The sequence below is a fragment of the Streptomyces sp. NK15101 genome, from assembly GCF_020400725.1.
Classification (GTDB): domain Bacteria; phylum Actinomycetota; class Actinomycetes; order Streptomycetales; family Streptomycetaceae; genus Streptomyces.
Map to the genome: position 1 here is coordinate 1 of NZ_JAINVG010000124.1, position 15,048 is coordinate 15,048.

Sequence of the window (15,048 nt, forward strand, 5' to 3'; positions counted from 1 at the left end):
CTCCCGTACGAGCGGGGTGTCGTCGGGCAGCTCGGCGAGCGCCAGCGTCGCCCAGTCCCGCACCCGGGGATCGCCGTCCCGGCTCAGCGCGAGCAGCACCCCGAGCGCCTCCACGTGCCCGGCCGGCACGATCCCGGCCAGGGCCGCCGCGACGGCCCGGCGCACCACCGCGTCGGGATGCGCGGCCGCCGCGAGCAGTTCGGGCACGGCGGTCGCGTCCGCGCACTCCCCGAGGGCGAGGACCGCCGAGAGCAGCGGTTCCCGCGCCGGGGGCGAGGCCTCCGCCGCGAGGCGCCGCAGGACCGGGACCGCGCCCGGGCCGAAGCCCGGCAGCGCGCCGAGCACCCGCGCGCCCAGCGCCCGGCGCAGCGGATCGCGGTAGGCGCACCACCCGGCCGCCGCCACGAACGTCTCCTCGTCGGCCCGGCCCGCCAGCTCGGCCACCGCCGTCGTCCAGTCGTCGAGCTCCGGATCGCCGCGGCGCAGCGCCCGCGCCGCGAGCTCCTCGTGCGGGGTGCGCCGGCCGAGCGCCGCCTCCAGGAGCGTGGCGATCGCCGCGTGACCGGTCCCCCGGTCGTCGCCGCGCCCGGGCGCCCCGTCCTCCCGCAGCAGCTCGACGACGACCGTGATCCCGCCGTCCTCCCGGATCCGCCGGACGGCCGCCTCGTACGTCTGCCCGCCCTCGTTCCCTGCGACGAGCCCGCGCCGCAGCTCGGCCGCGATGTCGACGCCGATCCACCGCCGGGCCTCCCGCAGCGCGGCCTCCCGGGCCTGTGCGCCGTGGTCGAGGAGGGCCCGCACGCAGCCGGTGGAGCCGCGCCGCGCGGCGGCGACGAGCGGAAGGACCCCGTCGGGGCCGGGCCGGTCCGGGTCGGCGCCGTGCTCCAGGAGGACCCGGGCGGTGTCGGCGTGGCCGAGGCGCAGGGCCCAGGCGAGGGCGGTGAAGCCGTACGCCTCCTCCTGGTCGGCCGCCGCGCCCGCCGCGAGCAGCGCCCGCACGACCTCGGTGTGCCCGCCGCAGGCCGCCCCGCACAGCGGCAGGTCGCCCTCGTCCTCGCCGCTGCCCCGGCCGGGGTCGGCCCCGGCGGCGAGCAGCACCCGCACGATGCCGGCCTCGTCGCCGACGGCCGCGCGGTACAGCGCGGTCTCCCCGTCCTCCCGGCCCTCGGGGTCCGCCCCGTCCCGCAGGAGCCGCACGGCCCCGTTCTCGTCCCCGTCCCGGATCGCGTCGAACAACGTGCTCATGCACCGACCCTGACCCGCCGTCGGCGCGCGGCGCAAATCGATTCGTGCGCCGACGCGTCAGGAGGCGCAGTCCAGCACCGAGCCGCACACCCCGCACCGGGCCCGCAGCGCGCGGCCCGCCGGGATCCGCAGGCGCTGGAGGCAGACGGGGCAGGGGAAGGAGACGCCGGTCGCCGGGGCCCCGCCCTCGAAGGCGTAGGGGGCGTCCTCGGAGGCCCGGCCCCTGCGCCGCTGCTGGGCGTACCGGCGGCGCTCCGCCCAGCCCGCCCCGGCGAGCGGCGGCACGGTCCGCTCCCGCGCGGCCTCCGCCCGGCCCCGTACCCACGCCTCGTACGCCACGGCGCTGGTGAACCACGGCGAGGGGTCCTCGCCGAAGACCTCGGCCCGCTTGGCGAGGACGTAGCCGAACTCCTCCGGGGTGAGGTAGCCGAGCTTCTGGCTCTCGACGCCGTCCTGCCGGTACGCGTCGAGCAGCAGCCAGCCGGCGCCCAGATAGGCGGTGGTCACGTCGGTGAGGACCTCGTTCTGCGCGGTGCCGGGGAAGCCGAGGCCGAGCCGGTGCAGCAGGACGTGGGTGATCTCGTGGGCGAGGGCCGCGCCGATGTCCCTGCGGCGGGTCCGGAACCGGTCGTTGAGCTCCACGAAGTACTCGGGTCCCGCCGTGAGCTCGACGGCCGCCGCGTGCCTCATGGGGCGGAAGCTCACCACGATGCGCGCCTCCGGCAGCTGCAGGTGCCGGACGAGTGCACGGGCCACCCGCTGGGCGCCGAGGTGGAGGTCCTCGTCGTCGCCGAGGGCGACGTCGTCGGCGGTCACGCTGGCCGGGTAGCGGTGCACGCCGTCGGGGGAGAGGCGGCGGTAGAGCGCGGTGAGCGAGGCCCGCACCGCGGCGCGGTGCGGGAAACCGTGGATGACACGGTCGGCCCCATGACGGTTCGGCATGCCGGATCCCCTCTCGCGTCCACTGTACGGTCCCCCCACCGGGTCTGGCCGAAAAGGCTTTCTTGTGGCGTCAGTTGGGCGCTGCTCATAATCCGGGCATGCCTTGACGAGCGCATGTCATCGCGTTCATGTCATCCCTCCGTCGAGGCCGACCCCCCACGAGAGAAGGAAGACACGTGAAGCAGAACCGCATGGTCCGTGCCCTCCAGAAGCTGGCGGCCGCCGGCGCCGTCGTCCTGGCGGCCGTCAGCCTCCAGCCCACCACCGCCTCCGCCGCCCCGGCCCCCGTCGTCGGCGGCACCCGCGCCGCCCAGGGCGAATTCCCCTGGATGGTCAGGCTCTCCATGGGCTGCGGCGGCTCCCTGATCACCCCTCAGGTCGTCCTCACCGCCGCCCACTGCGTGAGCGGCTCCGGCACCAACACCGGCATCACCGCCACCGCCGGAGTCGTGGACCTCCGGTCGAGCAGCGCCATCAAGGTCAGGTCGACCAAGGTCCTCCAGGCCCCCGGCTACAACGGCCAGGGCAAGGACTGGGCGCTCATCAAGCTCGCCAGCCCGATCACCTCGCTGCCCACCCTGAAGATCGCCGACACCACCGCGTACAACAGCGGCACCTTCACCGTCGCCGGCTGGGGCGCCGCCCGCGAGGGCGGGGCGCAGCAGCGCTACCTCCTCAAGGCGAACGTCCCGTTCGTCTCCGACGCCACCTGCCAGGCCGCCTACGGCAACGACCTCGTCCCGGCCGAGGAGATCTGCGCCGGCTACAGCGAGGGCGGGGTCGACACCTGCCAGGGCGACTCCGGCGGCCCCATGTTCCGCAAGGACGACGCCGGAGCCTGGATCCAGGTCGGCATCGTGAGCTGGGGCGAGGGCTGCGCGCGGGCCGGCTACCCCGGCGTCTACACCGAGGTCTCGACCTTCGCCGCCGCCATCAAGTCCGCCGCCGCCACGCTGTAGCGGACCCGTGGACGGGTGCCCCGGAGCGGCCTCGGCTCCGGGGCGCCTTCACGCTCGCACCGGCTCCAGCTCCACGGAGGACGGCGCCCCGCCCTCCAACTCCAGGACCCACACCTCGTTCGCGCCCTCCCGCAGCACCGGACCCGGCACGAACAGCGCCTCCTGCGGGCCGGCCGCCCAGTAGCGGCCCAGGCAGAAGCCGTTCACCCACACGAAGCCGCGGGTCGAGCCCGGCAGCCGCAGCCACGCGTCGCCCGCGCCCGCCACGTCGAGCGAGCCCCGGTACAGGCCGGGGTACGGGTCCTCCGGCACCGCCTCGAACGGCACCTCGCCGACCGCCGCCGCCTCGAAGGCGTCGAGCCGCAGCCCCCGCGCCCGCACCCCGTGCAGATACTGCCGCTCGTGCCGCACGCCGCCGGTGATCCCCTTCGGCTCCGCGAGCCGCGGCCCGTAGTTGACCCGGCCCAGCGACTCCACCCACAGGTCCACGAGCGCGGGACCCGCCACCGGCTCGGGAAGGACGGCCTCCTCCCCGTCCAGCACCCCCGCCCGAAGCCCGTCGACGTACACCACCGCCCGGTCGCGCAGCCCCGTCACGCCCAGCGGGTACGGCTGCCGGGGACCCGGCACCGCCACCCGGTAGCGCACCAGACCCCGGTCCACCCCCACCTCCTCGAAGGTCGGCGGCACCGGCGCCACCGTCTCCTCGCCGCCGAGCAGGTCCAGGACCCTGCCCAGCCCCGCGTAGCCGTCGAACGCGCCGGACACCGGCGCCCCGAGCCGGGCCGGCGGCTCCGGCACCTCCGGCAGCGGTCCCTCCGCGTACTCCGCGAGCACCTCGCGGAAGGCCCGGAACTTCTCCGTCGGCCGCCCCGCCTCGTCGACCGGCGCGTCGTAGTCGTACGAGGTCACCGTCGCCCGCAGCGGACCGTCGTGCAGCCCACCGTCCCGGTTCGCGCCCGCCCAGCCCCCGAAGTTCGTCCCGCCGTGCGCCATGTACACGTTGACCGAGGCCCCGCACTCCAGGATCTCCCGCAGCGCCGCCGCCGCGTCCGCCGCGTCCCGCACCATGTGCTCCCGGCCCCAGTGGTCGAACCAGCCGCACCAGAACTCCATGCACATCAGCGGCCCCGACGGCTGGTGCCGGCGCAGCGTCGCGAAGCCCTCCCGCGCCCCCGAGCCGAAGTTCGCCGTCGCGAGCACCCCCGGCACCGAACCGCCCGTCAGCATGTGGTCCTCGGGCCCGTCCGAGGTGAACAGCGGCACGCTCACCCCGCAGCTCCGCAGCAGCTCCGCCAGCCACTCCAGATAGCCCCGGTCGCTCCCGTAACTCCCGTACTCGTTCTCCACCTGCACCAGGACCACCGGCCCGCCCCGGTCGACCTGCCGCTCCACCACCTGCGGCAGCAGCCGCCGGAACCAGGACTCCACCGGCGCCAGGAACTCCGGGTCCAGGCTCCGCACCCGGCGGCCGAGCGGACCGGTCAGCCAGTGCGGCAGCCCGCCGTTCTCCCACTCGGCGCAGATGTACGGGCCCGGGCGCACGATCGCCCGCATTCCGGCCCGCCCCACCGCGTCCAGGAACCGCCCGAGCGCGTCCGCGTCCGCATACCGGCCGGGCTCCGGCTCGTGCAGGTTCCACGGGACGTACGTCTCCACGCAGTCGAGGCCCATCGCGCGCAGCATCCCGAGCCGGTGCTCCCAGTGCCCCTCGTGCACCCGGAAGTAGTGCAGCGCCCCCGAGAGCAGCCGCACCGGCCGCCCGTCGAGCAGGAAGTCCTCGTCACCCACAGCGAACGTGCTCATGGGCCCACCCTCACCCCCTGGCGGCGGGGCGGTCCATGGACAAAGATCGTCGCAGTTTGGACGTTACGGAAGGGCCCCGGCATGTACCACACCTGGATGCGCTACTTCACGCCCAGCCCCGTCCACCACCGGCTCGGCCTCGTCTGCCTAGGCGTCGGACTCCAGCACGGCACCCTGCCCACCGTCGGCCCGCGCACCCTCGACCACCACGTCGCCGTCGTCGTCTCCGCCGGCGGCGGCTGGTACCGGGGCCCCGACGGACGCCGCACCACCGTCACCGCCCCCGCCCTCCTCTGGCTCACCCCCGGCACCCCCCACCACTACGCCGCCGACCCCGGCACCGGCTGGGACGAGGCCTTCGTCGACTTCACCGGACCCGCCACCGCCACCTACACCGAACTCGGCTACATCGAGCCCGACCGGCCCGTCGTCCCCCTCTCCGACGCCGCGCCCGCCCGCGCCGCCATCGGCCGGATCGCCCGCGCAGCCCGCCCCGGCAACCCCCTCCTGGAGGTCGAGACCGGCGCCGCCGTCCACGAACTGCTCGTCGCGCTGCGCCGGGCCCGCACCGACACCAACGCCGACGGCGACCCCGTCCTCGCCGCCCTCGCCCGCGACGCCTTCCAGCCGCTCTCCGTCGCCGAGCACGCCGCCCGGCACGGCATGACCCCCGCCGAACTGCGCGCCGCCGTCCGCCGCGCCGCCGGCTGCAGCCCCAAGGACTACCTGCTCACCGTCCGCCTCGGCCGCGCCAAGGAGCTCCTCGCCGCCACCGAACTGCCCGTCGCCGCCGTCGCCCGCCGCGTCGGCTACGACGACCCCGCCTACTTCTCCCGGCTCTTCACCCGCCGCGTCGGCACCGCGCCCATCCGGTTCCGCGAGCAGCAGGGGCGGGCCGTGCACGGAGGCTGGAGCAACAGCGTTCCGGATCCCGAACACCCGCCCACGATCCTCCCGAGATCCGTCTAAGCTCGCAGGTCATGAGCGACTCCAGCGACATCGACCCGAACGTCACCGCCGAGCTGACCCGGCTGCGCGAAAGCATCGACAACATCGACGCCGCGGTCGTGCACATGCTCGCCGAGCGCTTCAAGTGCACCCAGCAGGTCGGTGTCCTCAAGGCCGAGCACCAGCTCCCGCCCGCCGATCCGGCCCGCGAGGCCCGCCAGATCGCCCGGCTGCGCGAACTCGCCGAGAGCGCGAAACTGGACCCGGCCTTCGCGGAGAAGCTCCTCAACTTCATCATCGCCGAGGTCATCCGGCACCACGAGACGATTGCGGACGGAGGACGCTGATGGCCCGCGTCACGGTCTTCACCCTCGGAGGCACCATCTCCGCCCGGGGCGGTGACGCCGCCCGCATGACCGGCCAGGAGGTGCTCGCCGGCCTCGGCGCCCCCGAGGACGTCGTCCTGCGGGACTTCCGCCGCGTCCCCAGCTCCACCCTCTCCTTCGAAGACCTCGCCGACCTCGCCGAAGAAGTGCGGGGGGCCGTCGCCGACGGCTCCGGCGTGGTCGTCGTCCAGGGCACCGACACCCTGGAGGAGACCGCCTTCCTCCTCGACCTGCTCTGCACCACCGAGCAGCCGATCGCCGTCACCGGAGCCATGCGCCGCCCCGACCTGCCCGGCGCCGACGGCCCCGCCAACCTCGCCGCCGCGCTCGCCGTCGCCGCCGACCCCGCCTGCCGGAACCTCGGCGTCCTCGTCGTCCTCGCCGACGAGATCCACGCCGCCCGTCTCGCCCGCAAGACCCACACCACCTCCGTCACCACCTTCGCCTCACCCGGCGCGGGACCCCTCGGAGCCGTCGTCGAGGGCGAACCCCGGATCCTGCTCCGCCCCGCAGTCCCCGCCGCGCTCTGCCCGCTCACGTTCGACCCCTCCGTGCGCGTCGCCCTGGTGACCCTCTCCCTCGGCGACCGCGGCGAACTCCTCGACGCCGTCGACGACCGCTTCCAGGGCCTCGTCGTCGCCGCCTTCGGCGGCGGACACGCCCCCGCCCCGCTCGTCGAACCCCTCGCCGAACTCGCCCGGCGCATCCCGGTCGTCCTCGCCTCCCGCACCGGCGGCGGCGCGACCCTCACGGACACCTACCGCAGCCCCGGCTCCGAGCACGACCTGCTCCACCACGGACTGATCCCGGCCGGCCCGCTCGACCCGGCCAAGGCCCGGATCCTGCTCCACACCCTGATCTCCAGCGGCGCCGCGGGCCCGGGCGGCTACGACCGGCCCCGCATCACCGCCGCCTTCGCCCACCTGAACGGCTCCGGCCTGGCCTGAGGTGCGGATACCCCCTGCCCGGGAGGGGAGCGATCGGGCAGCATAGGGCCCATGTCCGTACTGACGCGCGACGAAGCGCAGACCCGTGCCCAGCTCCTCGACGTCCACCACTACCGCGTGGACCTCGACCTCACCACCGGCGACGAGACCTTCCACTCACGGAGCCTCATCCGCTTCACGGCCCGCGCCGCGGGGGACACCTTCGTCGACCTCAAGCCCGAGACGCTCCACTCCGCCGAGCTCGACGGCGAGCCCCTCGACGTCGCCGCCCTCGACGGCAACCGGCTCCCGCTGAGCCTCACCGAGGGCGAGCACACCCTCCGCGTCAGCACCACCATGCGGTACTCCCGCACCGGTGAGGGCATGCACCGCTTCACGGACCCCACCGACGGCGAGTCGTACGTCTACACCCAGCTGTTCATGGAGGACGTCCAGCGCGTCTTCGCCGCCTTCGACCAGCCCGACCTGAAGGCCGTCTTCGAGCTGGCCGTCAAGGCGCCCGAGGGCTGGACCGTCCTCTCCAACGGCATCACCGAGCAGCAGCCCGACGGCAGCTGGCAGGCCGCCCCCACCCCCCTGCTCTCCACCTACTTCGTCTGCGTCGCCGCCGGCCCCTGGCACACCGTCCGCACCGAGCACGCCGGCCTGCCCTTCGGCATCCACTGCCGCCGCTCCCTCGCCGCCCACCTCGACGCCGACGCCGACGAGATCCTCGCCGTCACCAAGGCCTGCTACGACCGCTACCACGAGAAGTTCGACGAGCCCTACCCCTTCGACTCGTACGACCAGGCCTTCGTCCCCGAGTTCAACGCCGGCGCCATGGAGAACCCCGGACTCGTCACCTTCCGCGACGAGTTCGTCTTCCGCTCCGCCGTCACCGTCACCGAGCGCCAGACCCGCGCCATGGTCATCGCCCACGAGATGGCCCACATGTGGTTCGGCGACCTCGTCACCCTGCGCTGGTGGGACGACATCTGGCTGAACGAGTCCTTCGCCGAGTACATGGGCTTCCAGACCGTCAACGAGGCCTGCTCCGACCTCTTCCCCGACACCTGGATCGACTTCGGCGTCACCCGCAAGGCCTGGGGGTACGAGGCGGACCAGCGCCCCTCCACCCACCCCGTCGCCCCCGACCCGGAAGCCGTCCCCGACACAGCCTCCGCCCTCCTCAACTTCGACGGCATCTCCTACGCCAAGGGCGCCTCCGCGCTCCGCCAGCTCGTCGCCTGGCTCGGCGAGAAGGACTTCCTCGCCGGCATCAACATCCACTTCAAGCGCCACAAGTTCGGCAACGCCACCCTCGCCGACTTCATCGACAACCTCGCGGCCGCCACCGACCGCGACGTCCACGCCTGGGCCGAGCAGTGGCTGCGCACGACGGGCGTCGACACCCTCACCCCGCGCCTGACCGGCGAGGGAACCCACTGGCAGCTCACCGTGGACCGCGACGGCAGCCGTCCGCACCGGATCCGGGCCGGGATCTACGACCGGCAGCCCGACGGCGAGCTCACCCTGCGCGAGCGCCACGAGCTCGACGTCCCGCAGGAGGCGCCCGCCGAGCTGACCGGCCCGCGCCCCGCCCTCGTCGTCCTCAACGACGGCGACCTCAGCTACGCCAAGCTCCGCTTCGACGAGGCCTCCGAGGAGGCCGTCCTGCGCGGCCTCTCCCGCATCCCCGACGCCCTCACCCGGGCCGTCGTCTGGAACGCCCTGCGCGACATGGTCCGCGACGGCGAACTGGAGCCCGCCGCCTACCTGGAGACCGCCCTCGCGCACCTGCCCGAGGAGACCGAACTCGCCCTCGTCCAGGGCGTCCTCGGCTTCGCCCGCACCCAGATCGCCGACCGGTACGTCACCGAGGAGGAGCGCCCGGCCGCCCTCGCCACCATCGGCGAGATCGCCCGCGCCCTGCTGCGCCGCACCGAGGACGGCGAGGCGCCCGGACTGCGCCTCACCGCCGTCCGCGCCTGCATCGACAGCGCCACCACACCCGACAAGATCGCCTCCTGGCTCGAGGAGGGCACCGTCCACGGCGGCCCGGAGCTCGACCCCGAACTCCGCTGGCGGATCCTCGCCCGCCTCGCCGTCCTCGGCGCCACCGACGAGACCGTGATCGCCGCGGAACTGGAGCGGGACCCCAGCGCCACCGGCCAGGAGGGCGCGGCCCGCTGCCGGGCGGCCCTCCCGACCCCGGAGACGAAGACGGCGGCCTGGTCGGCGATGTTCGACTCCGACGACCTCTCCAACTACCTCTTCACCGCCACCGCCCAGGGCTTCTGGCAGCCCGAACAGGCCGAGCTCGTACGGGAGTACGTGCCGCGCTTCTACGAGGCGGCCGTCGCGCTCGGCGACCGCCGGGGCCCCGCGATGGCCGAGGCCGCCGGCCGCTACGCCTTCCCGTCGTACGCGATCGACGCGGAGTCCCTGGCCCTGGGCGAGTCCCACCTCGCGGCCGACACCATGATCCCGGCCCTCCACCGCAAGCTGGTGGACCAGCTGGACGACCTGCGCCGCGCGCTGCGCGTGCGCGGCTAGACCGGTCCTCCCCTCCAGTCCCAGCCGGTCAGCGCCGCGTGCATCAGGCGCGCGGCGCCCGAGGGGCGGCTGTCGGCGTACCGGAGCAGGGTGAGGGTGCGCCGGCAGTCGGGACTGTCGACGGCGATCCAGGCGACGGGGGCGCGGGTCGCGCTGCGCCGGGCCATGTCCGGGATGAGGCCGACGCCGAGCCCCGCGGCGACCAGGATCGCGGTCGCGCTGGGCTCGTCGCCCTCGCAGACGATCCTCGGCGGCGCCAGGCCGTTCCCCGCGAAGAGCCGGTCGAGGAGCCTGCGCTGCCAGTGCCCCGTGCGGGTGGAGACGAAGGGCTCCCCGACCAGTTCGCCGACGGTCACCGAGGCGCGGCCCGCCAACGGGTGGTCGAGCGGCGCGACCACCCACACCGCCTCGTCGAGCAGCCGGACCGCCTCCAGGCCCTCCGGCGCGAACGGCTGCGAGGCGACACAGAGATCCACCTCCTGGGCGCGCAGGCCGCGGGTCATCTCCTCGGCGGCCATCTGGTGGAGTTCGACCTCCACGCCGGGGTGGGCCCGCTTGAACGCCCCGAGCGGCCCGGTCAGGGTCAGGAAGGTCTCCGAGGCCAGCCGTACGGTGCCGAACTCCCCGCCCGTGATCGCGGCGACGGCCCGGCGCCCCGCGTCCAGCTCCCCGAGGGAACGTTCGACGTGCCGGAGGAAGACCTTCCCGGCGTCGTTCAGCCGGAGCCGGCCGACCCGGTCGAACAGCGGCGTGCCCAGCTCGCTCTCCAGCCGGGCGACGGTGCGGCTCAACGACGGCTGGGCCACACGGAGTTCCTCGGCCGCACGGCTGAGGTGCTCCAGGCGGGCCACGACGACGAACTGCCGGAGCGCGTGGAGATCCATCATGCCCCCAGGGACATCACCCGATAGCAATATTGATCTTGGACAGGGTATCGGCCGGGTCATAGCGTCGTGAACGTTCCCGCACCGACAACAAGGGGGAGGGCACGACATGCCGAGGGGTGTGTGGCGGGCCGTCGTCACGGCGCACGTGGTGGCGGTCTTCGGCCAGCCGGTCTTCGCCGGCGTCTATCTGAGCGGCGACTTCGACGGTCTCGGCATGCACGGGGTGGGCGCCGACGTCGTCACCTCGCTCTGCCTCGTACAGCTCGTCGTCGCGATCGTGGTCTGGGCGCGGCTGCGCGTCTCCTGGCCCTTCCACGTCACCCTCGCGCTCGCGGTCGCCGAGACCGCGCAGTACTTCGCCGGGACGGCCGGGGCGCTGTGGCTGCACATCCCCCTGGGCGTGTTCACCGTCGCGGCCGTCGTCGTGCTCTTCACCGCGGTGTGGCTGCGGCCGCTGGAGCGCCGGGAGGCCGTCGATGCCTGACCTCACGCGACGCCGGGTCCTGGCCGTCGGAGGGGCGCTCGGGCTGATGGCCGCCGGCGGTCTGACGGCCGCGGCCGGACTGTCACGCCGACCGGCGTCCACCGGGGCGGAACTCCGCAGCGGAGTACCGCTGCCGGCCCCCTTCGAGATGCCGCTGCCGCTCCCGACGGTCCTCGCGCCGGTGTCCACCTCGGGCGGCACCGACCGTTACGAGATCGTCCAGCGGGAGGCGACGGCGGAGATCCTGCCCGGCGTACGGACCCGGCTGTGGACGTACGGGGGCACGTTCCCAGGTCCCACGATCGAGTCGCGGCGCGGCCGCCCGGTCACCGTCTCGCACCGCAACGAACTGCCCGTGCCGACGGTCGTGCACCTGCACGGCGGACGCACGCCGGCGGCGTCGGACGGGTACCCGACGGACCTGGTGCTGCCGGCGGGCTGGAGCGACGGCGGGGGGCACGGCGGCCACGGGGGACACGGATCGGGTCACGTCATGCACGACCCGATGGCGGTGACGACCGAACTCACCCGGGACTACACCTTCCCGCTGGACCAGCGGCCGGCGCTGCTCTGGTACCACGACCACCGGATGGACTTCACCGCCCCCGCGATCTGGCGGGGCCTCGCCGGACTGCACGTCGTGCGCGACGACGCCGAGGAGGCCCTCGGACTGCCGTCGGGGCCGCGTGAACTGCCGCTGATGATCGCGGACCGGGCGTTCGCCGCCGACGGCAGCCTCGACTACCCGTCCCTCGACCCCACGCCGCGGGGCCGCCCGGGCGTCCGCGAGCCCTACGTGGCCGGCGTCCTGGGCGACGTCGTCCTCGTCAACGGCGCGCCCTGGCCCGTCCACGAGGTCGACGCGGCCCGCTACCGGCTGCGCCTCCTGAACGCGTCGAACGCCCGGCACTACGAGCTCGAAGCGGTCACCGAGGACGGGCGGCGGCTCGACCTCGTCCAGATCGGCGCGGACCAGGGCCTGCTGGCGGGGCCGGTGTCCCTCGGGTCCCTGCCGGTCGCCCCGGCGGAACGCTACGACGTCGTGGTCGACTTCGCCCAGGTCCCGGTGGGCACCCTGGTGAAACTCGTCAACCGCCTGGGCTCCGGTCGCACGCGTGACGTCATGGCCTTCAGGGTCGCGCGCAGGGCGGCCGACGACAGCCGGGTCCCGGCGGTCCTGTCGACCGACCTCCCGGCGTGGCGGCGGTCGGAGGCGGTCCGGGTCCGTGACTTCTCCTTCCGCGCGGGCCGCATGGGCGAGGACGACCGGCACGGCTGGCTGATCCGCGGCCTCCCCTTCGACCCGGCCCGTCCGGACGTGACGGTCCGCCTGGGCGACGTGGAGATCTGGCGCCTGGTCGCGGACGTCCACCACCCGGTTCACCTCCACCTGACGGGCTTCCGCATCCTCTCCCGGGGCGGCCGGGCGCCGTCGCGGCACGACGGGGGCCTGAAGGACACGGTGTCGCTTCGGCCGGGCGAGTCGGCGGAGATCATCACGCGGTGGGAGGGGTACCGGGGCCGGTACCTCTTCCACTGCCACAACGCGGAACACGAGGACATGGGCATGATGGCGAACCTGCAAGTGACCTGACGCGCTTGCGGGCGGCGCCCCTCGCCCACCCCCCGTGTGAGCAGTCGTCCCGCAGGGGCGAGGGGGTCCCCCCTGCTCGAGCGGAGCCGAGAGCTTGGGGGAGGGTGGGCACACGGGACGGCGCCCTGAGCGGCGCCTCCGCGTTCCGCGCCCGGACCCGCACCAGGTGTGAGCTGTGCACGGGGTGCGGGTCCAGGCCCAGGAGCCTCGGGCGCCGGCAAGGGCGCCGTCCGTTGTGCCCACCCTCCCCCGAGCTCTCGGCTCCGCTCGAGCAGGGGGCCCCTGCCCCGGCGGAACGACCGCCCACAACGGGGCGCGGGGCGGACACCGCCCCGGCGGAACGACCGCCCACAACGGGCGCGTCGCTCGTTCGGGTCACGTCCGCGCACTCCCCGGACAACGCCCCACCCCGCCCGCCACCCTGTCGTCCATGCGTGCCGCACCCCCGCCCCTCGCCTCCGATCCCACCGCCCTGAGCCGGCTCCTGGGCACGGCCCTCGACGCCCTTCGCGAAGGGGCGCAGGTCAGGGGCGGCCCCCTGCCGGCGGGGGGCCCGGAGGCCGTGGCCCGCAAGGTCGCGGCGCTCGGAGCCGTACTGCCCGACACCGGCACCGGACCCGACGAAGCCCTCCGTACCCTCGTGCGGGCACTCGCGGAGGGCGCCGCCGACCCGACCCACCCCCTCTGCGCCGCCCACCTCCACACACCGCCCTTCGCGCTCGCCGCGGCCGCAGACCTGGCCGCCTCCGCGCTGAACCCGTCCATGGACTCCTGGGACCAGGCGCCCGCTGCCTCCGCCCTGGAGGCCGAGGTCACGGCGGCCCTGGCCGCCGAGGTCTTCCCCGGGGCGGAAGCCCCCGACGCGCTGGTCACCACCGGCGGCACCGAGTCCAATCAGTTGGCCCTGCTCCTCGCGCGGGAGCGCCACCCGGCCGTGAGGATCGTGGTCGGCGCCGGGGCCCACCACTCCTTCCGACGTGCCGCCTGGCTCCTCGGCCTCCCGGAGCCGGTCACCGTGCCCACTCCGACCGGGGGCATGGACCCGGCGGCCCTCGCCGAGGCCCTCGGCCGGGAGACGGGGCCCGTCCTCGTCGCCGCCACCGCCGGCACCACCGACGAGGGCGTCATCGACCCGCTCCCGGAGATCGCCGACGTATGCGCGGCCGCCGGCGCCGAACTGCACGTCGACGCCGCGTACGGCGGCCCCGTCCTCTTCAGCCGCACCCACCGCCGGCTCCTCGACGGCCTCGACCGGGCCCGTACGGTCACGGTCGACCTGCACAAGCTCGGCTGGCAGCCGGCCGCCGCGGGACTCCTCGCCGTACGCGACGCCGCCGACCTCGCGGTCCTCGGCCACACCGCCGACTACCTCAACGCCGACGACGACACCGAGGCCGGCCTCCCCGACCTCCTCGGCCGCTCCCTGCGCACCACCCGCCGCCCCGACGTCTTCAAGACCGCCGTGACGCTGAGGGCCTTCGGCCGCACCGGCCTCGGCGCGCTCGTCGACCGGTGCATGGATCTCGCCCAGGAGTTCGCCGACCTGGTGGAGAAGGCCCCGGGGCTGGACCTCCACGCCCGCCCGACCCTCACCACCGTCCTCTTCCGGCCCGCCGACGCCGACGACGAGACCGTCGCCGCGATCCGCCGCACCCTCCTCGCCGAAGGCCGCGCGGTCCTCGGCCGGGCGCGGGCCGACGGCCGCCTCTGGCTCAAGGCCACCCTGCTCAACCCCCACACCACCCCCGGCGACCTGGACCGGATCCTCACCCTCGTGGAAGGCGGCACGCACCGATGACCGGCGACACCCCCCAGCAGGACCTCGACCAGCCCCACGACCTGGTGGGCGTCGGCATCGGCCCCTTCAACCTCTCGCTCGCCGCCCTCGCGCACGGCGTTCCCGGAGGTCTCGCCGCCACCTTCTACGAGCAGCGGCCGGCCTTCCACTGGCACCCCGGGCTGCTCCTCGACGGCGCCACCCTCCAGGTCCCCTTCCTGGCCGACCTGGTGACCCTCGCCGACCCGGCCAGCCCCTGGACCTTCCTCAACTACCTGAAGAGCCGCGAGCGCCTCTTCCCCTTCTACTTCGCCGAGAAGTTCCACATCCAGCGCGCCGAGTACGACGCCTACTGCCGCTGGGTCAGCGAGCGGCTCCCCGGACTCCGCTTCGGCCACCAGGTCGACTCCGTCCGCTGGAACCCCGAGCGGCGCCTGTTCGAGGTCGACTTCACCCAGGTCGACCCGGCGGGCGAGGCCGAGGCCCTGGGCCGCGCCTACACCCGGAACGTCGTCCTGGGCGTCGGAACCGAGCCGTA

The 15,048-nt window shown here is 74.6% G+C and carries 13 protein-coding genes; 9 read left to right on the forward strand and 4 right to left on the reverse strand.

Features of this window, described 5'->3' with window-relative positions; genetic code table 11:
• Both K7G60_RS35890 and K7G60_RS35895 read right to left on the reverse strand, forming a co-directional pair.
• The coding region (locus K7G60_RS35890) for an ankyrin repeat domain-containing protein (RefSeq protein ID WP_225805155.1) at positions 1 to 1,245 on the reverse strand (1,245 nt) is incomplete at its 3' end.
• Between the two features lie 57 nt (positions 1,246 to 1,302).
• Positions 1,303 to 2,187 carry a hypothetical protein gene (locus tag K7G60_RS35895; protein WP_225805156.1) on the reverse strand — a complete coding sequence of 295 codons (885 nt, stop codon included), beginning with the start codon at positions 2,185 to 2,187 and terminating at the stop codon, positions 1,303 to 1,305.
• A gap of 191 nt (positions 2,188 to 2,378) precedes the next feature.
• Between K7G60_RS35895 and K7G60_RS35900 the strand changes: the two genes are divergently transcribed.
• Positions 2,379 to 3,146, forward strand: a complete 768-nt coding sequence (locus K7G60_RS35900) for a trypsin-like serine protease (RefSeq protein WP_225805167.1) — start codon at positions 2,379 to 2,381, stop codon at positions 3,144 to 3,146.
• A 48-nt stretch (positions 3,147 to 3,194) separates the two neighbouring features.
• Here the strand turns inward: K7G60_RS35900 and K7G60_RS35905 are convergent, their stop codons facing one another.
• Positions 3,195 to 4,952: a beta-galactosidase family protein gene (locus K7G60_RS35905; protein WP_225805157.1), complete on the reverse strand. Its 1,758-nt coding sequence runs from the start codon at positions 4,950 to 4,952 to the stop codon at positions 3,195 to 3,197.
• 81 nt (positions 4,953 to 5,033) lie between these two features.
• On the opposite strand from K7G60_RS35905, the gene K7G60_RS35910 reads away from it, so the two are divergent.
• From K7G60_RS35910 to pepN, 4 genes are read left to right on the forward strand one after another with little or no spacing between them, the layout of a single operon-like run.
• On the forward strand, positions 5,034 to 5,921 hold the full coding sequence (locus K7G60_RS35910; protein ID WP_225805158.1) for an AraC family transcriptional regulator: 888 nt from the start codon (positions 5,034 to 5,036) through the stop codon (positions 5,919 to 5,921).
• A gap of 11 nt (positions 5,922 to 5,932) precedes the next feature.
• Complete coding sequence (locus tag K7G60_RS35915; RefSeq protein WP_225805159.1) at positions 5,933 to 6,247, forward strand: chorismate mutase; 315 nt, start codon at positions 5,933 to 5,935, stop codon at positions 6,245 to 6,247.
• On the forward strand, positions 6,247 to 7,233 hold the full coding sequence (locus tag K7G60_RS35920) for an asparaginase (protein WP_225805160.1): 987 nt from the start codon (positions 6,247 to 6,249) through the stop codon (positions 7,231 to 7,233). The genes K7G60_RS35915 and K7G60_RS35920 overlap by 1 nt, the downstream gene beginning before the upstream one ends.
• Before the next feature lie 51 nt (positions 7,234 to 7,284).
• The gene (gene pepN / locus K7G60_RS35925) at positions 7,285 to 9,768 is read left to right on the forward strand and encodes an aminopeptidase N (protein WP_225805161.1); all 2,484 of its coding nucleotides are present in this window, start codon (positions 7,285 to 7,287) and stop codon (positions 9,766 to 9,768) included.
• On the opposite strand, the gene K7G60_RS35930 is transcribed toward pepN, so the two are convergent.
• Entirely contained in the window at positions 9,765 to 10,655 is an 891-nt protein-coding gene (locus K7G60_RS35930; protein ID WP_225805162.1) for a LysR family transcriptional regulator, read from the reverse strand. The genes pepN and K7G60_RS35930 overlap by 4 nt on opposite strands.
• Before the next feature lie 106 nt (positions 10,656 to 10,761).
• Here K7G60_RS35930 and K7G60_RS35935 point away from each other — a divergent pair, with 106 nt between their 5' ends.
• From K7G60_RS35935 to K7G60_RS35950, 4 genes are all read left to right on the forward strand, one after another.
• Entirely contained in the window at positions 10,762 to 11,139 is a 378-nt protein-coding gene (locus K7G60_RS35935) for a hypothetical protein (protein ID WP_225805163.1), read from the forward strand.
• On the forward strand, positions 11,132 to 12,733 hold the full coding sequence (locus tag K7G60_RS35940; RefSeq protein ID WP_225805164.1) for a multicopper oxidase family protein: 1,602 nt from the start codon (positions 11,132 to 11,134) through the stop codon (positions 12,731 to 12,733). The genes K7G60_RS35935 and K7G60_RS35940 overlap by 8 nt, the downstream gene beginning before the upstream one ends.
• 430 nt (positions 12,734 to 13,163) lie before the next feature.
• Positions 13,164 to 14,531 (forward strand): aminotransferase class V-fold PLP-dependent enzyme, encoded by a 1,368-nt coding sequence (locus K7G60_RS35945; RefSeq protein WP_225805165.1) that lies wholly within the window; start codon positions 13,164 to 13,166, stop codon positions 14,529 to 14,531.
• Positions 14,528 to 15,048: SidA/IucD/PvdA family monooxygenase (locus tag K7G60_RS35950; RefSeq protein ID WP_225805166.1), on the forward strand; the 521-nt coding region annotated here is incomplete at its 3' end. The genes K7G60_RS35945 and K7G60_RS35950, both read left to right, overlap by 4 nt.